The organism is Pseudoalteromonas sp. A601, from assembly GCF_002165575.1.
Taxonomy (GTDB): Bacteria; Pseudomonadota; Gammaproteobacteria; order Enterobacterales; family Alteromonadaceae; genus Pseudoalteromonas.
Window position 1 is genome coordinate 1 of record NZ_MXQF01000037.1, and the last position, 21,030, is coordinate 21,030.

At 40.6% G+C, this 21,030-nt stretch carries 18 protein-coding genes and 12 tRNA genes; 7 read left to right on the forward strand and 23 right to left on the reverse strand.

Features of this window, described 5'->3' with window-relative positions:
- Nucleotides 1-220 precede the first annotated feature (220 nt).
- The 5 genes from lnt to miaB are packed head-to-tail and all read right to left on the reverse strand — an operon-like array spanning nt 221 to nt 5,683.
- Nucleotides 221-1,774 carry an apolipoprotein N-acyltransferase gene (lnt, locus tag B5G52_RS19070; RefSeq protein WP_087534229.1) on the reverse strand — a complete coding sequence of 518 codons (1,554 nt, stop codon included), beginning with the start codon at nt 1,772-1,774 and terminating at the stop codon, nt 221-223.
- Nucleotides 1,755-2,639, reverse strand: coding sequence for a CNNM family magnesium/cobalt transport protein CorC (corC, locus tag B5G52_RS19075; RefSeq protein WP_087534230.1), 885 nt, complete (start codon nt 2,637-2,639; stop codon nt 1,755-1,757). The genes lnt and corC overlap by 20 nt, the downstream gene beginning before the upstream one ends.
- Before the next feature lie 22 nt (nt 2,640-2,661).
- Nucleotides 2,662-3,120, reverse strand: coding sequence for an rRNA maturation RNase YbeY (gene ybeY, locus B5G52_RS19080; protein WP_087534231.1), 459 nt, complete (start codon nt 3,118-3,120; stop codon nt 2,662-2,664).
- A 4-nt stretch (nt 3,121-3,124) separates the two neighbouring features.
- On the reverse strand, nt 3,125-4,186 hold the full coding sequence (locus B5G52_RS19085) for a PhoH family protein (RefSeq protein WP_087534267.1): 1,062 nt from the start codon (nt 4,184-4,186) through the stop codon (nt 3,125-3,127).
- A 51-nt stretch (nt 4,187-4,237) separates the two neighbouring features.
- Nucleotides 4,238-5,683 carry a tRNA (N6-isopentenyl adenosine(37)-C2)-methylthiotransferase MiaB gene (miaB, locus tag B5G52_RS19090; RefSeq protein ID WP_087534232.1) on the reverse strand — a complete coding sequence of 482 codons (1,446 nt, stop codon included), beginning with the start codon at nt 5,681-5,683 and terminating at the stop codon, nt 4,238-4,240.
- Nucleotides 5,684-5,953: 270 nt separating this feature from the next.
- Between miaB and B5G52_RS19095 the strand changes: the two genes are divergently transcribed.
- Nucleotides 5,954-7,123: an FAD-dependent monooxygenase gene (locus tag B5G52_RS19095; protein ID WP_176372587.1), complete on the forward strand. Its 1,170-nt coding sequence runs from the start codon at nt 5,954-5,956 to the stop codon at nt 7,121-7,123.
- Nucleotides 7,124-7,760: 637 nt separating this feature from the next.
- Here the strand turns inward: B5G52_RS19095 and B5G52_RS19100 are convergent.
- The 18 genes from B5G52_RS19100 to lolB form a co-directional block, all read right to left on the reverse strand.
- Nucleotides 7,761-7,835: transfer RNA gene (locus B5G52_RS19100), tRNA-Gln, on the reverse strand.
- Between the two features lie 39 nt (nt 7,836-7,874).
- Nucleotides 7,875-7,959 (reverse strand) — tRNA-Leu (locus B5G52_RS19105).
- 122 nt (nt 7,960-8,081) lie between these two features.
- Nucleotides 8,082-8,156 (reverse strand) — tRNA-Gln (locus B5G52_RS19110).
- A gap of 40 nt (nt 8,157-8,196) precedes the next feature.
- Nucleotides 8,197-8,281, reverse strand: a tRNA-Leu gene (locus B5G52_RS19115).
- Between the two features lie 70 nt (nt 8,282-8,351).
- Nucleotides 8,352-8,426: transfer RNA gene (locus B5G52_RS19120), tRNA-Gln, on the reverse strand.
- 40 nt (nt 8,427-8,466) lie between these two features.
- A tRNA-Leu gene (locus B5G52_RS19125) sits at nt 8,467-8,551 on the reverse strand.
- 70 nt (nt 8,552-8,621) lie between these two features.
- Nucleotides 8,622-8,696, reverse strand: a tRNA-Gln gene (locus B5G52_RS19130).
- A gap of 40 nt (nt 8,697-8,736) precedes the next feature.
- Nucleotides 8,737-8,821 (reverse strand) — tRNA-Leu (locus B5G52_RS19135).
- Between the two features lie 169 nt (nt 8,822-8,990).
- Nucleotides 8,991-9,067, reverse strand: a tRNA-Met gene (locus B5G52_RS19140).
- A gap of 5 nt (nt 9,068-9,072) precedes the next feature.
- Nucleotides 9,073-9,147 (reverse strand) — tRNA-Gln (locus B5G52_RS19145).
- A 38-nt stretch (nt 9,148-9,185) separates the two neighbouring features.
- Nucleotides 9,186-9,270, reverse strand: a tRNA-Leu gene (locus tag B5G52_RS19150).
- A 147-nt stretch (nt 9,271-9,417) separates the two neighbouring features.
- A tRNA-Met gene (locus tag B5G52_RS19155) sits at nt 9,418-9,494 on the reverse strand.
- Nucleotides 9,495-9,772: 278 nt separating this feature from the next.
- Nucleotides 9,773-10,864, reverse strand: coding sequence for a redox-regulated ATPase YchF (ychF, locus tag B5G52_RS19160; protein ID WP_087534233.1), 1,092 nt, complete (start codon nt 10,862-10,864; stop codon nt 9,773-9,775).
- Nucleotides 10,865-10,913: 49 nt separating this feature from the next.
- Complete coding sequence (gene pth, locus B5G52_RS19165; protein ID WP_087534234.1) at nt 10,914-11,498, reverse strand: aminoacyl-tRNA hydrolase; 585 nt, start codon at nt 11,496-11,498, stop codon at nt 10,914-10,916.
- An 18-nt stretch (nt 11,499-11,516) separates the two neighbouring features.
- The gene (locus B5G52_RS19170; RefSeq protein WP_087534235.1) at nt 11,517-12,134 is read right to left on the reverse strand and encodes a 50S ribosomal protein L25/general stress protein Ctc; all 618 of its coding nucleotides are present in this window, start codon (nt 12,132-12,134) and stop codon (nt 11,517-11,519) included.
- Nucleotides 12,135-12,285: 151 nt separating this feature from the next.
- Nucleotides 12,286-13,233, reverse strand: coding sequence for a ribose-phosphate pyrophosphokinase (locus B5G52_RS19175; protein ID WP_087534236.1), 948 nt, complete (start codon nt 13,231-13,233; stop codon nt 12,286-12,288).
- Nucleotides 13,234-13,309: 76 nt separating this feature from the next.
- Nucleotides 13,310-14,191, reverse strand: a complete 882-nt coding sequence (gene ispE / locus B5G52_RS19180; protein WP_087534237.1) for a 4-(cytidine 5'-diphospho)-2-C-methyl-D-erythritol kinase — start codon at nt 14,189-14,191, stop codon at nt 13,310-13,312.
- Complete coding sequence (gene lolB, locus B5G52_RS19185; protein ID WP_087534238.1) at nt 14,184-14,780, reverse strand: lipoprotein insertase outer membrane protein LolB; 597 nt, start codon at nt 14,778-14,780, stop codon at nt 14,184-14,186. Before lolB ends, ispE begins: the two co-directional genes overlap by 8 nt.
- Before the next feature lie 83 nt (nt 14,781-14,863).
- Here lolB and hemA point away from each other — a divergent pair, with 83 nt between their 5' ends.
- From hemA to B5G52_RS19215, 6 genes are all read left to right on the forward strand, one after another.
- Nucleotides 14,864-16,120 (forward strand): glutamyl-tRNA reductase, encoded by a 1,257-nt coding sequence (gene hemA, locus B5G52_RS19190; protein WP_176372588.1) that lies wholly within the window; start codon nt 14,864-14,866, stop codon nt 16,118-16,120.
- Nucleotides 16,121-16,127: 7 nt separating this feature from the next.
- The gene (prfA, locus tag B5G52_RS19195; RefSeq protein WP_087534240.1) at nt 16,128-17,213 is read left to right on the forward strand and encodes a peptide chain release factor 1; all 1,086 of its coding nucleotides are present in this window, start codon (nt 16,128-16,130) and stop codon (nt 17,211-17,213) included.
- 2 nt (nt 17,214-17,215) lie between these two features.
- Complete coding sequence (prmC, locus tag B5G52_RS19200) at nt 17,216-18,058, forward strand: peptide chain release factor N(5)-glutamine methyltransferase (RefSeq protein WP_087534241.1); 843 nt, start codon at nt 17,216-17,218, stop codon at nt 18,056-18,058.
- A gap of 53 nt (nt 18,059-18,111) precedes the next feature.
- The gene (locus tag B5G52_RS19205) at nt 18,112-19,650 is read left to right on the forward strand and encodes a response regulator (protein WP_087534242.1); all 1,539 of its coding nucleotides are present in this window, start codon (nt 18,112-18,114) and stop codon (nt 19,648-19,650) included.
- Nucleotides 19,651-19,687: 37 nt separating this feature from the next.
- Nucleotides 19,688-20,062 (forward strand): SirB2 family protein, encoded by a 375-nt coding sequence (locus B5G52_RS19210; RefSeq protein ID WP_087534243.1) that lies wholly within the window; start codon nt 19,688-19,690, stop codon nt 20,060-20,062.
- A gap of 125 nt (nt 20,063-20,187) precedes the next feature.
- Nucleotides 20,188-21,015 carry a tetratricopeptide repeat protein gene (locus B5G52_RS19215; protein WP_087534244.1) on the forward strand — a complete coding sequence of 276 codons (828 nt, stop codon included), beginning with the start codon at nt 20,188-20,190 and terminating at the stop codon, nt 21,013-21,015.
- Nucleotides 21,016-21,030 lie beyond the last annotated feature (15 nt).

Consider the following 21,030-nt stretch of genomic DNA (forward strand, 5'->3'; position numbering starts at 1 on the left):
AGAAGGGCTTGCCCCGGGGATGTTTATTTATGCTTCAAGATTTAGCTAACTATTTGAAGCATAGTACTCACTTAGCACAAGCTCATAGACTCCTAGAGTATGTAATCAATTACATACTCTAGCGGCAAACTAAGAAGTTAAAATTTCGTTAGTTAAGAAATTACATCAAAGCTGGCTGGGACAAGTGAAAGTTATCAATAAAGATAATTTTACATCTTGTTTAAAGCTTTAATCTTTTAACCACTCCCACAAAACCCATCAACACCACTACTATCCACACTGGCAAATTACCATATTGACTATAAATGCTATCACCTTCAATAAGCTTAACGTTCACTTTTAGAGTTTCAGCCTTGAACTGTGGCATGCTGATTTGAGTTTGACTAACTGGATCGTACACGCCGCTGATGCCGTTATTTGTTACTCTAATAAGCGGGCGTTGTAATTCAAGGGCGCGCATACGAGCTATTTGCATATGTTGGTGCGGGCCGTGAGATGCGCCAAACCAGGCATCGTTACTTACCGTAAACAAAATATCAGATTCGCTGTGGTAATTGCCACGCACTAAATCAGCAAAGGCGATTTCGTAGCAAATAGCAGGAAGAATATTTAGGCCGTTGGCGCGTAAGTTGTTTTGTACTTCATCACCCCGTGTGAATGACGACATGGGTAAATCAAATAACGGCGCGATAGGGCGCAGAATATCTTCAAACGGCACAAACTCACCAATGGGGAGTAACTGGTGTTTTTGATAGCGGTTTTTACCTAAGTATTGATAGTGGCCGTGCTCGTCGTCACGTTCTTTATTACCCAGTACTATAAGGGTATTGAAGATAGTTTTGGTATCAAGCTGGTAGTCGACAATACCGGTAATAAGGGCGGTTTCATTAAATGAGGCGGCGCTATCAAGGCCAGCTAAAAAACTGTCGGCAAGGGCTTCTATTTCAGGCACCGCGGCTTCTGGCCAAACTACCAAGTCAGCGTTCCAGTGCGGGCGCGTCATGTCTTGGTACTTACTCATGGTGGTCCAAAACTCACTGGGTTCAAAGCGTAGATGTTGCTTTATATTACCCTGAACGAGTAATGTGCTGATGGTTTTATCGTTATAGTGAGGGCTTTGAGATATATTGCCAATCAGTGAAATGAGGGCAATAAAGGCTGCCGTTGCAATAGTACTCTTTAAACTGCGATTGAACAGTAATTGGTAAAATGAAAATGCAATGGCAATACAGATTAATGTTAGGCCAAACTCACCGAGCGTGGGCGCTAAATAATTTAACGGGCTATCGGTTTGTGTATAGCCAAAGCTTAGCCAAGGAAAGCCAGTTAGTACCACACCACGTAAATACTCTGTTACAGCAAAACCGGTAATAAGTAATAACCCGTAGCTATGTGCGCCGCTAGCAAAGCGTGTAGCAAACATAAAGGCGAGGGCAGGGTAAATAGCTAGATAGGCACATAACAGCACCATAAGCAGCACTGAGGCTGCCAGTGGCATACCGCCGAATGTGGCTATAGACACATGCACCCAACTTATACCAGCACCAAACCATCCTAGACCAAACAGAAAGCCATATTTAGCAGCTTGTTTGCTGGGCTTTTTACCGTATTGTTGGTTATGTGAGGTGTAAATTGCCACAATTAGGCAAATAAAGGTCAGGGGCCAAATCCCGAATGGGGCATAGCTCAAAGTCAAAAAGAGGCCCGCAACTAGTGCGAGCCATGCTTTTTTATCTTTTGCTAAATGTAGGCAGTTAGTCAGTATTGTCTTCACTGTCGCTGTCTTCAGCCTTAGGTACAGTAACTTGTAGTTGCAATAACCGACGGTTATCTGCATTAGTTACTTTAAATTGTAGGCCATCGATTTCGATGGTTTCGCCGCGCCCTGGCATATGGCCAAACGCATGCAACACAGTACCGCCAATTGTGTCGGCTTCTTGTGTGCTGTAGCCTGTTTTAAATTTTTCGTTAAAATCATCTACAGGTGTTAGCGCTTGCACTACATATACATGTTTGGCAAGTTTGCGAATGTCTTGTTGTTCTTCTTCTTCATCGTGTTCGTCTTCAATCTCGCCGACGATAATTTCTAAGATATCTTCTATTGTAACAAGCCCTGATACACCACCGTATTCATCAATAACAATAGCCATGTGGTAGCGCTGTTGGCGAAACTCATTCAATAGTGTGTCTACGCGTTTACTTTCAGGCACCACAACGGCTGGGCGTAAATAATCGCGTAACGAGGGTAATTGATCATCTTTATTTAATATTAACGGCAATAAATCTTTTGCTAATAAAATACCTTCAACATGGTCTTTGTCTTCGCATACCACAGGAAAACGTGAATGCGTTGAATCAACCATCATCGGAATTAATTGTTCTAGCTGTGCGTCAACTTCTAAGGTGATCATTTGTGAGCGCGGGATCATGATGTCTCGCACTTTAAGCTCGGATACACCAAGCACACCTTCAATCATCTCTTTCGTTTCAGGATCAATGACATCCCGTTCTTGCGCATCGGCAATTACTTCAACCAGCTCTTCTCTATTCTGGGGTTCCCCTTGCAACATTTGGGTAATTCTACCCAACCAGGTCTTGCTAGAAGAACCCTGGCTAGTCTGCGAGTTATCGTCGCTCATTGCGTCTATCTGCTCCGTTAATTTAAATATCGTCCCGATATGGGTCTGCTATGCCTAGATCGGCAAGTAATTGCTTTTCTATGCTTTCCATCTCATTCGCATCTTCATCCTTTATATGGTCAAATCCAAGTAAATGCAAGCATCCGTGGATCACCATATGGGCAAAATGGTCGTGAAAGGTCTTTTCTTGCTCATTTGCTTCGGCTAAAACAATGGCTGGGCAAATGATTAAATCACCTACTAATGGGAGTTCAATTCCCGGTGGTGCTTCAAATTCAAACGACAAAACATTTGTCGGTTTATTTTTACTACGGTAATCATTATTTAGCTGTTGGCTTTGTTCTTCGTCAGCAATAACAATGGTTAGCTCTGATTCGTCGCGATATTGACTGAGTACTTTGTTAGCCCATAAAGCGAATTGTTCAAGGCTCGGTAAGTTGTCAAACTCACAGGCTATTTGTAAATCAAGTTCTGTTGTCACAGTATTACTCTTTAGTCTCAGGGTCTGATTGCTCGGCATTGGCGAGTAAATCTTTAGCGCGTTGTTTTTCTGCGCGTCTTATTCGGTCTGCTTCGTCGTTGCGCTCATAGGCTTCAACAATACGGGCTACAACAGGGTGGCGAACAACATCGTGTGATTGGAAGAAGTTAAAACTGACTTCTTCAACATCACTGAGCACTTCAATGGCATGTCGAAGGCCAGAGCGAGCACCGCGCGGTAAATCAACTTGGGTGATATCACCAGTGATTACCGCTTTAGAGTTAAAGCCGATACGTGTTAAGAACATTTTCATTTGTTCTACAGTGGTATTTTGGCTTTCATCTAAAATAATAAAGGCATCGTTTAGTGTACGACCACGCATAAATGCAAGTGGCGCTACTTCAATAACATTTTGTTCAAGTAGCTTTTCAACTTTTTCAAAACCCATCATTTCAAATAATGCATCGTATAACGGTCGCAGGTATGGGTCGATTTTTTGGCTTAAGTCACCAGGTAAAAAACCCAGTCGCTCACCCGCTTCAACAGCAGGACGAGTAAGCAATATTCGGCGTATTTCCTGGCGTTCTAGGGCATCAACGGCTGCGGCTACTGCTAGGTATGTTTTACCCGTACCTGCAGGTCCAATACCAAAGGTAATATCGTGACGAAAAATATTTGATACATAATGTCCTTGGTTATCGTTACGTGGTTTAATCACGCCTCGGCGCGTTTTTATCACCACTTCTTTGCCATATTCGCTAAGCTCATCTTGTTCAAGCGCTGTGGATTCAGTTATGGCTAAATGTACTGTGTTCGGTTCAATGTCATTAACTACGCCACGCACAGGCTGTGTTTCAACATACAGGTCTTTAACAATTTCCATTGCAGCAAAGGCACTGGTGGTTTTACCTGTAATTTTAAAGTAGTTATCGCGATGAGTGATTTCGACGCCCAAACGGCGTTCAATTTGCTTGATATTTTCGTCAAACGGGCCGCATAAAGAAGAAAGGCGCTTATTGTCGGAGGGTTCTAAATAAATCTCTAATTTTTTTAATTGATTACTCAAAATTGCTTCCTGTTGTGGTGTGCCAGACAGCGCTGGCACAGTCATTATCGCCTACGGAACGAATGTCGCAACACCGATTTCGTTCGGGGTTACTTGAGCTTCAGGCTGCGCTGCTTTACTTAAAATATCAGCAGGGGCAACATCACGGCGTAAGTTCATTTCGGATTCTGTACGAATTAAGTCACCACGTAAAGAGTTAGGCAACGCTTCTGTGATACGTACATCAACAAACTGACCGATCACATTATGTGGGCCTACAAAGTTCACAACGCGGTTGTTTTCGGTACGGCCACGTAGCTCCATCGGGTTTTTCTTCGATGGGCCTTCAACGAGTATACGTTGCTCGGTATTAAACATTTGGCGGCTGATTTGCTGCGCCATTTGCGTAATACGGTTTTGTAATAAGTATAAACGTTCTTTTTTCTCTTGCTCAGATACATCATCAGGCAAATCCGCGGCAGGTGTACCTGGACGAGCACTGTAGATAAAGCTAAAGCTCATATCAAAACCAATTTCGTTAATTAGGTTCATTGTGGCTTCAAAGTCCATCTTACTTTCACCAGGAAAACCTATAATGAAATCAGACGACATGCTTAAATTAGGGCGAATTTTACGCAGTTTACGAATAGTTGATTTGTACTCAAGTGCTGTATGGCCGCGCTTCATTAAGTTTAAAATACGGTCAGAACCACTTTGCACTGGTAGATGCAAATGATCAACAAGCTCAGGTACATCTGCATAGGCGTCAATAATATCAGGTGTAAATTCTACGGGATGCGATGTGGTATAACGAATACGGTCAATACCATCAATTGCTGCTACATAACGAATTAAATCTGAGAAGTAACAAATTTCACCATCGTAGGTTTCACCGCGGTAGGCGTTCACGTTTTGGCCAAGCAGGTTAACCTCACGTACACCTTGCTCTGCAAGTTGAGCGACTTCAAGTAATACGTCATCAAGCGGGCGACTGACTTCTTCACCACGTGTGTAAGGCACTACGCAGAAAGTACAGTATTTTGAACAGCCTTCCATAATAGATACAAATGCACTTGGGCCTTCAGCTTTTGGTTCAGGTAAACGGTCGAACTTTTCAATCTCTGGGAATGAAATATCAACCACTGAACTGCCTTTATTACCTTGTACTTGTTTAATCATTTCAGGTAAGCGGTGTAACGTTTGCGGGCCAAAAATCACATCAACAAAAGGAGCACGTTGACGAATAGAGTCACCTTCTTGAGAGGCAACACAGCCACCAACACCAATAACTAAATCAGGCTTATCATCTTTTAATAACTTCCAACGCCCCAGTTGATGAAACACCTTTTCTTGTGCTTTTTCACGAATTGAACACGTATTGAGTAGAATGACATCTGCTTCACCGGCTTCTTCAGTTAACTGATAGCCGTTGGTTGCATCGAGGAGATCCGCCATTTTCTGAGAGTCGTACTCATTCATCTGACAACCCCAAGTTTTAATATGCAGCTTTTTACTCATTGAAATATAGCCTCGTTTTCAATTCGGTAGTGGCACTAAAGTGTGCTAGAAACAGGATTAAGTGATGTGAGCATTTAAATGCCCGCTAACTTAAAGGACGCGTATTTTATCTGGATACCCGTCCAGATCCAAGTATAGATTTGATCTTTGTGGTTTGAAATCAAACAAAGTGTGCAATAGTACTGCTAAGGATGAAAGCAACTCGCATTTTTTCAATTAAGTACGTTACAATCAACACCATAATTAGTGGCCTTAGTTGTGATTAAAAATATGCAAAAAAACAAAGTTATCGTTGTTGGCGGTGGAATGGTCGGCGCAGCAATGGCTGTAAAGTTAGCGAAGCAAGGTTGTGCTGTACGCGTGATAGAACAACGACCTATCATTGCTGAACAAGTACTGCAAAGCGAGACTATCGATATACGCGTGTCAGCTATCAATCGTTTTTCTGAAAACCTGTTAAGTGATCTGGGGGCTATGACGCATTTAAAACAATCACGATTAGCACCATATCAGCAATTAGAAGCGTTTGAATGTATAGGCGATAATCTTTTGTTTGATTGTAAAGATATTGATACCACTCATTTGGGTCACCTAATCGAGAACAAATTAATACAAGCTAGTCTCTGGCAGCAATTTGAACAACATGATATTGAAGTACTTGATATTAAGTCACCGATTTGTGCTATTGAACAAACAACGCAAGATATTAGCCTAATTTATGGTGAAGAGCGTTACAGCGCAGATTTAGTCATCGCAGCCGACGGTGGTCAATCCCAATTACGCGCAAAAGCAAATATTGGAGTAACTGGTTGGCAATACCAACAACACTGTATGGGGGTTTTAATTAAACTTGATGCTGCGCAGCAAATTAAAACATGGCAACAATTTAAACCTAGTGGCCCTGTTGCATTTTTACCTATGCAAGCACCTTACGCTAATTTAATCTGGTACGACGACGCAGCGAAGTTACAAGGTTTAAATAAATTACCTACAGATCAGTTAAAACAACAAATAATTGAAAATTTTGCTCCGTTAGCGGGTGATTTCGAAATTGTTAACCAAGCTGTATTTCCACTTGCTCGCCAACACGCTAATCAATATTCATCAGGACGTTTAGTGTTAGTCGGAGATGCGGCTCACACTATAAACCCTTTAGCCGGGCAGGGAGTTAATCTAGGCTTTCAAGATGTAGCAGCCCTTGGCGATATTTTAGCAACGGTAGATGACATAGGTGCTGCAATACACCTTAAACACTACGAGCAGAGCCGTCGAAAAGTAAACTTACTGATGATGAGTATGATGGATGCCTGTTATTTTGGTTTTTCGAATCAACTGACACCGCTGCAATGGGCACGTAATCGCTTTTTGAAATTAGCGAATAATGCTGGTCCGGTAAAAAACTGGGTTTTGAAATATGCGATTAGTGGTGAATTGAAATAACTAAATTACAAGTGGAGTGGGTGAAAGCTCGCTCAAACAATTTTGATTAAAGATTAAAGATTAAAGATTAAAGATTAAAGATTAAAGATTAAAGATTAAAGATTAAAGATTAAAGATTAAAGATTAAAGATTAAAGATTAAAGATTAAAGATTAAAGATTAAAGATTAAAGATTAAAGATTAAAGATTAAAGATTAAAGATTAAAGATTAAAGATTAAAGATTAAAGATTAAAGATTAAAGATTAAAGATTAAAGATTAAAGATTAAAGATTAAAGATTAAAGATTAAAGATTAAAGATTAAAGATTAAAGATTAAAGATTAAAGATTAAAGATTAAAGATTAAAGATTAAAGATTAAAGATTAAAGATTAAAGATTAAAGATTAAAGATTAAAGATTAAAGATTAAAGATTAAAGATTAAAGATTAAAGATTAAAGATTAAAGATTAAAGATTAAAGATTAAAGATTAAAGATTAAAGATTAAAGATTAAAGATTAAAGATTAAAGATTAAAGATTAAAGATTAAAGATTAAAGATTAAAGATTAAAGATTAAAGATTAAAGATTAAAGATTAAAGATTAAAGATTAAAGATTAAAGATTAAAGATTAAAGATTAAAGAGGGAGGTAGTAAGAAATTGGCTGGGATACCAGGATTTGAACCTGGGAATGCCAGGATCAAAACCTGGTGCCTTACCGCTTGGCGATATCCCAACTCTAAATTTGGATGAGTTTTAGTTCTAATTAAGAACATGGTGCGGAAGGAGAGACTTGAACTCTCACAACCGAAGTTACTGGAACCTAAATCCAGCGCGTCTACCAATTCCGCCACTCCCGCAGTTCTTAGAATGCAGTTAATCGTTTTGGAACCAAAATCCAGCGTCTAATTCAAGACAACCGCCAATTCCGCCACTCCCACAGTTCTATATTCTTAAACAACATTTCTTTGATAAAAGAAGTTGGCTGGGATACCAGGATTTGAACCTGGGAATGCCAGGATCAAAACCTGGTGCCTTACCGCTTGGCGATATCCCAACTAAGAATTATTTGATAGTTTTAGTTCTTATCAAGAACATGGTGCGGAAGGAGAGACTTGAACTCTCACAACCGAAGTTACTGGAACCTAAATCCAGCGCGTCTACCAATTCCGCCACTCCCGCATCAAAGGGTTTGCTTTTTATACTCCTAGCAAGAGTTATTCTTAAACAACATTTCTTTGGTAGAAGAAGTTGGCTGGGATACCAGGATTTGAACCTGGGAATGCCAGGATCAAAACCTGGTGCCTTACCGCTTGGCGATATCCCAACTAAGAATTATTTGATAGTTTTAGTTCTTATCAAGAACATGGTGCGGAAGGAGAGACTTGAACTCTCACAACCGAAGTTACTGGAACCTAAATCCAGCGCGTCTACCAATTCCGCCACTCCCGCATCAAAGGGTTTGCTTTTTATACTCCTAGCAAGAGTTATTCTTAAACAACATTTCTTTGGTAGAAGAAGTTGGCTGGGATACCAGGATTTGAACCTGGGAATGCCAGGATCAAAACCTGGTGCCTTACCGCTTGGCGATATCCCAACTAAGAATTATTTGATAGTTTTAGTTCTTATCAAGAACATGGTGCGGAAGGAGAGACTTGAACTCTCACAACCTAAGTTACTGGAACCTAAATCCAGCGCGTCTACCAATTCCGCCACTCCCGCATCGAATATACAGGTAATACTGTTTTGGAACCTAAATCCAGCGTCTAATTCAAGACAACTGCCAATTCCGCCACTCCCGCATACTTGTGTAATAAAACACATGGTAGTTATTTTAAACTCTTCATTGAGTGCAATTTAACTCTTGCAGAGCCACTTCTAAAAGAAGAAATGGTGGCTAAGACGGGATTTGAACCTGTGACCCCATCATTATGAGTGATGTGCTCTAACCAGCTGAGCTACTTAGCCATTGTTGGCTGGGATACCAGGATTTGAACCTGGGAATGCCAGGATCAAAACCTGGTGCCTTACCGCTTGGCGATATCCCAACAGAAACAATTGATAGTTTTAATTCTTATCAAGAACATGGTGCGGAAGGAGAGACTTGAACTCTCACAACCTAAGTTACTGGAACCTAAATCCAGCGCGTCTACCAATTCCGCCACTCCCGCATCGAGTATACAGGTAACAATGTTTCGGAACCTAAATCCAGCGTCTAATTCAAGACAACTGCCAATTCCGCCACTCCCGTATTATCGCTTTGAATTAATCAAAGAGATGGTAGTTATTTTAAACTCTTCATTGAGTACAAAAAATAATGGTGGCTAAGACGGGATTTGAACCTGTGACCCCATCATTATGAGTGATGTGCTCTAACCAGCTGAGCTACTTAGCCATCTTTTTTGTTAGCACTTCATCGCTGAGTGCGGGGCGTATTATGCTGATATGACCTAAATCCGTCAACACCTTTTTTGCAAAAAAACACTTATCAGGGTTTGTTTGCAGGAAAATTAAGCTAAGAGGCTATTTTTTATTAAAAACGCTGTTTTTTTAACAAGCGAATGAGCATAAATGCTCGCGTCACTATTATTCGATAATAGCACAAAAACAAAAAAGGCTCGTAAATACGAGCCTTTAAAATCATCGCTAAACATTATTTAGCGTAAATAGTAACTATACGTTGAACAAGAAGTTCATTACATCGCCATCTTTAACAATGTATTCTTTACCTTCTTGACGCATTTTACCTGCTTCTTTTGCACCACTTTCCCCTTTAAAAGAGATGTAGTCATCATAAGCAATCGTTTGTGCGCGGATAAAGCCACGTTCAAAGTCGGTATGGATCTTACCCGCTGCTTGTGGTGCCGTTGCACCAACAGGAATGGTCCATGCACGAACTTCTTTTACGCCAGCCGTAAAGTAAGTTTGAAGATGAAGTAATTCATAGCCACCACGGATTACGAGGTTAAGGCCAGGTTCTTCTAAACCAAGGTCAGCCATAAATTCAAGTTTGTCTTCTTCTTCAAGCTCAGAAAGCTCTGACTCAATCGCTGCACATACAGGAACAACGACCGCATCTTCTGCTGCTGCAATTTCACGTACGCGGTCAAGGAGCGGGTTATTTTCAAAACCATCTTCAGCAACGTTAGCAATATACATAGTTGGTTTGATAGTTAAGAAGTTGATAGAAGCAATGGCTGCTTTTTCTTCTTTAGTTAGCTCTAAAGAACGTAAAGTTAACCCTTCATCAAGGTGTACTTTTACTTTTTCAAGTGCAGCATTTTGCTCTTTTGCGTCTTTATCACCGCCTTTCGCTTTTTTGGCATTACGGAAAAGCGCTTTCTCAGCACTGTCCATATCAGCAAGTACGAGTTCAGTGTTAATTACGTCGATATCGTCAGCTGGATCAATAGTACCTGCAACGTGAATGACATTTTCGTCCTCAAAGCAACGCACAACATGGCCAATCGCATCTGTTTCACGAATGTTAGCTAAAAATTGATTACCAAGACCTTCACCTTTTGATGCGCCTTTTACTAATCCTGCTATATCAACAAATTCCATACTGGTTGGAAGAATGCGTTGAGGGTTAACGATTTTAGCAAGTTCGTCTAAGCGAGCGTCAGGAACCGGAACCACACCAGTGTTTGGTTCGATGGTACAAAAAGGGAAGTTAGCGGCTTCAATGCCCGCTTTGGTTAATGCATTAAATAATGTAGATTTACCAACATTTGGTAAACCAACGATACCACATTTAAAACCCATAGTAAGATACCTTGTTTAGATCCGTTTAACCGATTTAATAACGATGTTACTAGGGTTTAAACGAATGAAGTCTGTTTTGTGCTTTTAACACACCGTCTTTTGCAAGTATTTCCATACAACGAACTGCTTCATCTACAGCGGCATCCATTTTTTCTTGGTCTTCTTTGGCTGCTTTTCCAAGCACCCAACCAGTGACCATTTCACGATGTCCAGGATGACCTATACCAACACGTAAACGCATAAAGTCTTTTTGATTTGCCATTTTTGCAATAATGTCTTTTAAACCATTATGACCGCCATGTCCGCCGCCTTTTTTTAATTTAGCAACGCCGGGGTCTAAATCCATTTCATCATGTGCAACTAAGATGTTTTCAATAGGGATTTTGAAAAAATTGGCTAAACTACTGACCGCTTTACCACTTAAATTCATGTAGGTGGTGGGGATCAATAATTTGAATTCTTGGCCTTGAATGATCACTTTGCCGGTTAGGCCGTGATATTTAGGATCGTGTTTAAGCGTACAGTTGTAGCGTGCTGCGAGTTGCTCGATAAACCAAGCACCTGCATTGTGGCGTGTGTTTGCGTATTCGGGGCCTGGATTAGCCAGGCCCACAAGCATTTGAATAGAATTCAAGGTGCAAGACCTTAAATATTATTCTGCAGCGTCTGAAGCTTCTTCGTCTTCAGCTGGAGCTGCTTTGTTAGCTTTAATAGTAACTATTGACTGATCATGGCCTTCACCTTTAGCAAGTTCAACTGATTGAACGCCAGAAGGAAGTTTAAGTTCAGAAAGGTGGATTGAATCACCAGCTACTAGGTCAGAAACGTTAACTTCAACGAATTCTGGAAGTGCTTTTGGAAGACATGTGATTTCAACTTCAGTTAATTGGTGAACAACAGTCGAACCAAGTTTAGTTACTTTATCTTCGCCGATGAAGTGAAGAGGAACTTTAGTGTGAAGTTTATGAGTAGCGTCAACACGTTGGAAATCAAGGTGAGTAAGCTTAGGCTTGAATGGGTGACGTTGGATATCTTTTAAGATAGCTTCAACAGACTCGCCGCCAATGTTAAGCGTAAGAATATGAGTGTAAAAACCTTCGCTTTCTTGTGCTTTGATCATATCTTTATGAGCAAGAGTAAGCGCTACTGCTTCTTTTTCTGCACCGTAAAGGATTGCAGGTACTTTGTCTTCGCGACGTAGGCGGCGGCTCGCACCAGTACCAGTTTCTACGCGAAGTTCAGCGTCATAAGTGTAAGTTGTATTAGACATAATGTCTCCAGTAATTTAAAAGTGTTAGGGCCTTTGCGACCAAGGTCCCTAGCCAAAAGGCGCGCTATCATACCACCACCTCTCAGCAAAAGAAACATAGGGTAAAAAAAAAGCGCCATTTAGGCGCTTTAATCACTAATAAATAGTGTGCTTAATGTTCAAACATCGCAGAGATAGACTCTTCGTTGCTAATACGACGAATCGTTTCAGCAAGCATATCTGCAAGTGTCAGTACTTTAATTTTGTCAATTGTTTTTAATTCTTCAGTTAATGGGATTGAATCGGTAACAATTACTTCGTCAATGACAGAATTACGGATGTTTTCAGCTGCAACCCCAGAAAGAATTGGGTGAGTTGCATAAGCGAAAACACGTTTTGCACCGTGTTCTTTAAGTGCTTCTGCCGCTTTACATAAAGTACCGCCAGTGTCGATCATATCATCGACAATGATACAATCACGGCCTTCAACATCACCAATAATATGCATTACTTGAGAAACGTTTGCTTGTGGGCGACGTTTATCAATAATAGCAAGATCGGTATCGTTGAGTAGTTTAGCAATTGCACGAGCACGGACTACACCACCAATATCAGGAGATACCACAACAACATCTTCGAAGTTACGGTTTTTCATGTCTTCAAGTAGCACAGGGCTACCAAACACGTTATCAACTGGCACATCAAAGAAGCCTTGGATTTGCTCTGCGTGTAAATCAACCATAACAACACGGTCAACACCTACACTCGATAGAAAATCAGCAACTACTTTTGCTGTAATTGGTACGCGGGCAGAACGTACACGACGATCTTGACGTGCATAACCAAAATAAGGAATGACGGCTGTAATACGACCTGCAGATGCACGACGTAATGCATCAACCATAACGATTAACTCCATTAAGTTATCGTTAGTAGGGGCACAGGTTGATTGCACAATAAAAACATCCGAGCCACGAACATTTTCATTTATTTGAACACTGATCTCACCGTCGCTAAAACGGCCAACAACAGCATCGCCAACTTCAATATATAAACGTTTTGCAACTTTTTGAGCTAACTCAGGTGTTGCGTTACCAGCGAAGAGCTTTATGTCAGGCACGGTAGGGTTCCTCAGGCACTGAATTTTGGGACTAACAAACGAGGCAAGTGCGCCATTTGTTAACTTACATTGTATTTTACTTGTACGTTACTTGATTGCTTAAATGAATTGCGTTCAACTGCGTATGGGCAGGAGAGGTATTAACGCTACTGGTAACAAAACCATCCCAATTATGGGGGAGGTTTTCAAGAACATGTTGTGCTTCTATTTGCGTTGCAAATTCAGCAAAACAACATGAGCCTGTACCAGTCATCTTAGACGGAGCGTATTTTAGCAACCACTGGAGGGTTTTTTCAACCTCAGGACAGAGCTTTTTAACTAATGGCTCGCAGTCATTACGTAAAACCTGCTGTTGCCAATCACCTTTAAGCTTGGGTGTATTGCGTGTTAAATCAGGGTGAGTAAAAATTTTTGCGGTACTTACATGCTCACTTGGGTGAACAACACAATACCATTTTTGTTCAAGCTCAACATCGACCAACTTCTCACCAATCCCTTGTGCTAAGGCACTTCGACCATTTATAAATACAGGAACGTCTGCGCCAAGAGTTACACCCAAGCGAGCTAATTCAGTAAGAGAAAGCTTACACTGCCATAATGTATTAAGTGCTAAAAGGGTGGTTGCAGCATCTGAAGAGCCACCGCCAACACCGCCTCCCATTGGTAAAACTTTAGTTAAATTTATTTTTGCGCCTAGGCTGGTTTTTGTATGCTTTTGCAATAATACAGCGGCTTTATAAATTAAGTTGTCAGTTAAAGGGATATTTTGAGTGTCACCAGTTACCTCAATTGTATTGGTATTTAATAAGGTAAACTCTAATTGATCGCCGTAATTTAAAAATGTGAACAGGGTTTCAAGTTCATGGTAGCCATCGTCTCGGCGACCATTTATATGTAAAAATAAATTGAGTTTAGCAGGGGCTATTAATGAAAATTGAGTTAGTGTGCTATCAGTCATGTTCGTTGAAGTACCATTGGTATAATTGAATTTTTATTTTGATATTTTGATGTTTCAAAGTTAGTCTTTTCGGTAACCAAAATCCTGCATATTGTTGATAATCACCGTAGCTAATATGCCATTTTTGACCGTTAAGAGACTGCCACATTACATTCTTCGCGCGGCCAAGTTCATCTACTTGCAAAGACTCATTCGAAACCGTGCCTTTAAGCCAATCATCGGCACTATCCATTGGGATAGTAAATCCAGTTAAACGATTTAATAATTGTGCTGCATTGGTATCGTGGTAGGTATCACCATCGTACTCAAGCTCAGCACCTTGGGCATCTTGTTTAAGTGCTAATACACGAGTACCAATAAAGGTGGTGAGTACCAGTTGATTCAAACCATCTTGTTGTTGCCAATTTAAATTGGCAGATTGACGCTCATCAGGGCTAATAAAAGCCAGCTTCCCCTCAACTTGCCATGTATTTTGCGCTGAAAGTTTTGCTTTCCAATCAACATAAAGAGACGTTTGTGGGTCAATTCGCTGTGCGCAACCACTTAAAAATAAAAAAAATGTGAGTAAAATCAAATATAGTCGAATCAAATGTCGTTCCTTACTTTCCATATTCCAATGATTTTTGATAAAATTACTGCCTTTCGAGCATGGCTTAGCAATATTTGGCACATATGACCATAGTAGCACTTGGTATTAATCATAAAACCGCATCTGTAGAACTGCGTGAAAAAGTCGCCTTTTCACCTGAGCAATTATCAGAAGCATTACAGCAATTGAGTGATCATGATCAGTTTAATGAAGCGGTTATTGTATCAACCTGTAACCGTACAGAAATCTATTGTAGCCTTGCTCAGCAAAATTCCCAAATACTGTTGCAATGGTTAGCCAGTTTCCATGGGTTAGATGAACAGGAACTGAGCAAAAATATATATTGCCACCAAGATAACGAAGCCATCAACCATTTGATGCGAGTCTCTTGTGGTTTAGATTCGCTTGTTTTAGGTGAGCCACAAATACTTGGCCAAATAAAACAGGCTTATAATAGTGCAAAAAACCACAACTCTGTTGATGTGGTATTCGACCGTTTATTTCAAAAAACCTTTTCAGTGGCAAAACAAGTGCGCACTGAAACTGACATTGGAGCAAGCGCTGTATCTGTTGCATATGCCGCAGTTAATTTAGCAAAGCATATATACGGAAAGCTAAACAAGACTAAAGTCTTGCTTATCGGCGCAGGTGAAACCATTGAGTTGGTTGCCAAACATTTATACCAAAACGAACCGCAGCAAATTACGGTTGCTAATCGCACAATAGAACGTGCACGCTCTTTAGCCCAAGACGTATCCGCTGACGTCATCGCGTTAGCACAGTTACCTGAACGTTTGCACCAAGCCGACATTGTAATTAGCTCCACCGCTAGTACGTTGCCAATTATAGGTAAAGGAGTGGTGGAACAAGCGCTTAAACAACGTCGCAATAAACCTATGCTATTTATAGATATTGCAGTACCACGGGATATTGAAAGCCAAGTAGGGGAGCTTGATGCTGCCTATTTATATTCCGTTGATGACTTACAAGCCATTGTGAGCGAGAATATCGCCTCACGTGAGCAAGCCGCAGAAGAAGCACAAGGTATTATTACTCATCGCAGTGCCGAATTTGCAATGTGGATGCGTTCACTTGATTCTGTCGATCTAATTCGCAGTTATCGTCAAGATGTACAAGATATAAAGTCTGAGCTGGTTGATAAGGCTATAAGCCAATTAACAACCGGAAAAGACGCAGAAAAAGTAATTTTAGAGCTGGCCAACAAATTAACCAACCGTTTAATGCACGCGCCTACCCGTGCAATTCAAGATGCGGCTAAAAAAGGTGAAGTTGATCAGTTAAGCCAATTAAAGAAAATGTTAGGTATTGATCAGGAATAGCAGTTACATGAAAGAGTCCGTTTATCGTAAATTAGAAACCTTAGTTGAGCGTTATGAAGAAGTGCAAGCGCTGCTAAGTGACCCCTCTGTTATAAGCGATCAAAATCGCTTTCGTGCTCTTTCAAAAGAATACTCAGAGCTGGAAGAAATCGTAAAAGCGTTTTTATCGTACCAACAGTCACAAGAGGATGTTGCTACCGCTGAAGAAATGCTAAAAGATTCTGACCCTGATATGCGTGAAATGGCGCAAGAAGAATATAAAGAAGCAAAATCACAAATTCAAATTATTGAAGATCAAATTCAAGTGCTGATGCTGCCAAAAGACCCGCGTGATAATAATAACGTGTTTCTTGAAGTACGTGCAGGAACAGGGGGAGATGAAGCGGCTATTTTTGCGGGAGACTTATTCCGTATGTATACCCGTTATGCTGAGACGAAAAAGTGGAAAGTGGAAGTTGTGAGCACCAATGAAGGTGAGCATGGCGGCTTTAAAGAGGTGATTGCAAACATTAGTGGTGAAGGTGTTTACGGCCAACTTAAATTTGAATCAGGTGCCCACCGCGTACAACGTGTGCCAGAAACTGAGTCGCAAGGGCGTGTTCATACCTCTGCGTGTACCGTAGCGGTTATGGCCGAAATTCCGGAGGCGGAGGCTATTGAAATAAACACCGCAGATATTAAAGTTGATACGTTTCGTGCATCAGGTGCCGGTGGTCAGCACGTTAATAAAACTGACTCAGCAATACGTATTACCCACATTCCAACGGGAGTTGTGGTTGAGTGTCAGGATGAGCGTTCACAACATAAAAACCGTGCTAAAGCGATGTCAGTACTTGCTGCTCGCTTACAACAAGCTGAAGATGAAAAACGTCACGCGGCAGAAGCATCTGAGCGCCGTAACTTAGTGGGAAGTGGTGACCGTTCAGAGCGTATTCGTACTTATAACTACCCACAAGGTCGAATTACTGATCACCGCATTAACTTAACACTGTATCGTTTAAATGAAGTTGTCGCTGGGGATTTAGGCTGTGTTGTTGAGCCGCTTATGCAAGAACATCAAGCTGATTTACTCGCTGCGATGGGCGATGAATAAAGGTGACAGACACAGTTGAATCGGCAATCCACAGTGCTACTTTGCTTTTGCAAAATAGCACTGACAGCGCTAAGTTGGATGCCCAAGTATTACTGCTTGAGGTATTAAACAAACCTCGTAGCTATTTATTTAGTTGGCCTGAAAAGCAACTTACGGTAGAGCAACAACAGCTGTTTGATAGTTATTGTCAGCGCCGTTTAAATGGTGAACCTATTGCGCATATCACCGGCACGCGAGAGTTTTGGAGTTTGCCACTGCAGGTTAACGCCACAACGCTAATCCCTCGACCTGATACAGAAACCTTAGTTGAAGTTGCACTAAACTTACCACTCAAAGAAGATGCAAAAGTACTCGACTTGGGCACGGGTACTGGCGCAATTGCGCTTGCATTAGCCTTTGAAAAAGCAAACTGGCAAATAACAGGGGTTGACCGCATAGCGCAAGCAGTTGCATTATCGACAATAAACAAACAGCGATTAGGCTTACAGCAGGTTACTTTTTTACAAAGTAACTGGTTTAGTGAAGTAAGTAATCAAAAGTTTGATTTAATAGTAAGTAACCCGCCCTATATTGAGCATGATGATGAACATCTAACCCAAGGGGATGTGCGTTTTGAACCACTCTCAGCATTGGTTGCCGATGATGATGGTATGGCTGATATTAAGCATATTATCACTCAAGCGAGGAATTATTTAGCGCCAAATGGCTATTTAATATTCGAGCATGGGTATCAACAAAGTACTAAAGTGCATAGTTTTTTTGCACAAATGGCGTATACAAATATACTTACAGTGAAAGATTTAGCAAATAACGATCGTGTAACGTTCGCACAGTGGCCAAAATAAACAACAAAGCGCTGTGAGAATAAAATGTAACAGCCTTCAAAGGACCCAGTGTGATGGATGATTTTTTGTTTTCGGATGAGCCACAAGAAGAAGTAAGTAATATTGTTCAGGGAACTTGGAAAGTCATTATTGTTGATGATGAACCTGAAGTACATGCAGTAACTAAACTGGCTTTAAGCGACTTTGAGTTTCAAGATAAACGTTTAGAGTTTATAAGTGCTTATTCTGGCGAAGAAGCCAAAGCAATGATTGATAATCACCCAGATGCGGCCATTGTATTACTTGATGTTGTCATGGAGACCGATGACGCAGGTTTGAAAGTCGCCCAGTATATCCGCGAAACAGCAAAAAATAATCATATCAGAATCATTCTTCGCACCGGTCAGCCAGGACAAGCGCCTGAACGCCAAGTAATTGTGAATTATGATATAAATGATTACAAATCGAAGACAGAGCTTACCGCACAAAAGTTATTTACTGTGGTGATGTCGAGCTTACGTTCATATCGCGATATTTTATCCATTGAGCAATCTCGCCAAGGGCTCGAAAAAATAATTAAAGCCTCGAGAGATATCTTTGCTGCTCATTCACTAGAAAACTTTATCGAAGGGGTTATGCAACAGTTAACCTCTTTGTTAGGGACGGTTGATAAAGCAATGTATGCAACCAGCCTAGTGGCGAGTAACCCAGATGATAATCAAAAAAAGTTAGTTGTTTTTTCTGGCCGAGGAGACTTTGAACGCAGCGAAGGTAAAGCAATTGAAGACGTGCTTGATAATGAGCAATTACTTGCATGCAAACAAGCATTGCAAGATAAAACAATTGTTTATAAAAATAATTACCTATTTGCCTATTGTTGCAGTGAATATAACCATAATTCAATGCTGTTTATTTCAGGAATTCCGCAATATTTAACAGATACTCAACGTCATTTGATTGAAATATTTTCACAAAATGTACAGCTAGCGTATGAAAATGTGCAACTGCAGTCAGAAGTTGAAGCCACGCAACAAGAACTTGTTTTGCGCTTAAGTGAAGCACTCGAACAACGTTCAACAGAGACTGGTAATCATGTTAAACGCGTGTCGCATATATGTAACTCATTAGCCTTAGGCTATGGTTTATCAAAGCGAGAAGCTGAATTAATTCGCTTAGCTTCACCGCTGCACGATGTAGGTAAGGTGGGTATTCCTGATGCTATCTTGAATAAACCGGCCAAGCTAACTGATGAAGAATGGGCAATAATGCAAACCCATGCGCAAAAAGGCCATGCAATATTAAAAGGGTCGAAACGCGATATTGTTAAGGCTGGGGCTGAGGTAGCACGCGATCATCATGAAAAATGGGATGGTACTGGGTACCCACAAGGGTTAGTAGGTGAAAATATTCACATATTTGGTCGCATTGTGGCACTAGCTGATGTATATGATGCGCTTCGCCATAAACGTTGTTACAAGGAGGCATGGAGTGTTGAGGCCGTTGTGAGTGAAATCAACGAGCAAAAAGGCAAACATTTTGAGCCGAAATTAGTTGATGTATTTAATCAACAAGTAGATGAATTAGAGAAAATATTAGCGTTATACCCAGATTAATTACACCGTCATTTTTTATAAACTAAGATAGGGCAATATGGATTATTTAGCAGTAAAACACACACATATGGCAATCGCCGTTTTAAGTATACTTTTATTTTATGTACGATCTTTCTCACGTATTGGCAGTGGTGCCATTGCTAAAAATAAAGTGGTATTTATTGGTAGCCACGTAACAGACACATTCTTGCTTATCTCAGCAATTACATTAATGGCCATTGCCAAAATAAACCCACTTGAACAAATGTGGTTATTAGAGAAAATAATTTTGGTTGTTGCGTATATTGCCTTTGGCATTATTGCGAGTAAACAAAAAGCATTGCCAGCGAAATTAGCCTTCTTAGTAGTAACCACCGCTGTTATTGCGTTAATAGGTAAGCTAGCTGTGACAAAAACAGCGATCCTACTTTAATAAAATAGGCAGTAAAACCAGCTCATCGGTATATCTTCATACCTTTGGGCTGTAAACGCGTTGGTAACTGGGCTAAAAACTAGGTAAACTAACTCTTCGTATTAATAACAGATGTTGCAGTATTAATGACCACACCTTGGTTTGAAGATGAAAACGAAACCTATCAAGATGAAAATTATGATGCATTTGTTCCCGCAGCTTTGTATCGTTGTATAAGCGCAGAAGCTAAATGGGATCCACAGGCTCACCTAAGCCAAAGTTTTGCTACTCTGAGTGAATTTGAAAACCAAATTACTGAGCTGTGTCAACAACAAGACGATATTCATGACCGCCTTGATACTCTGCTTGATATGTTTTACACCAAGTGGATGTTTAGTGTATCCAGCTTGAAAGTGCCTGAATACACCTTAAATAGCTTTACCTATACATTGGCTATGCGTAGCGGTTCACCAACAACCTTAGGTATTTTGTTATGTCACTTATTACAGCATGCGGATTATGATGCTAGCGTGTGTATTTCTAATAACGACGTTAACGTCCATGTTGCCATAAGCGACGAAGAAGGTTATGTACTCGAGCCAAGTTCAGGTCAGCAAAGTTGGTATATCATTCCTGAAAATGCCAGTGAAGAAAATGGTGACGAGCAAGAGCCGTTAGAGCTCATCTTTGATGAGGATGTTTATAAGCTTTATTTAGCCCAGCAGAAGTGGGCATTTATAAGCGAAAATAAATTTGGTCATGCTTTAACATGTGTAGAAATGCTGATGGAAATGTTGGGTGACGATCCCTATGAACGCAGAGACCGCGGATATCTTCTTAATCAATTAGATTGCCCAAAAATGGCACGTGATGATCTGCAATTTTTTATAGATGAATGCCCAGACGATCCTGCCATTGAAATTATTCAACACCAGATTGAAGAACTCGAAGATAATAATAAAACTCACCACTAAAATTTTAAGGAATTA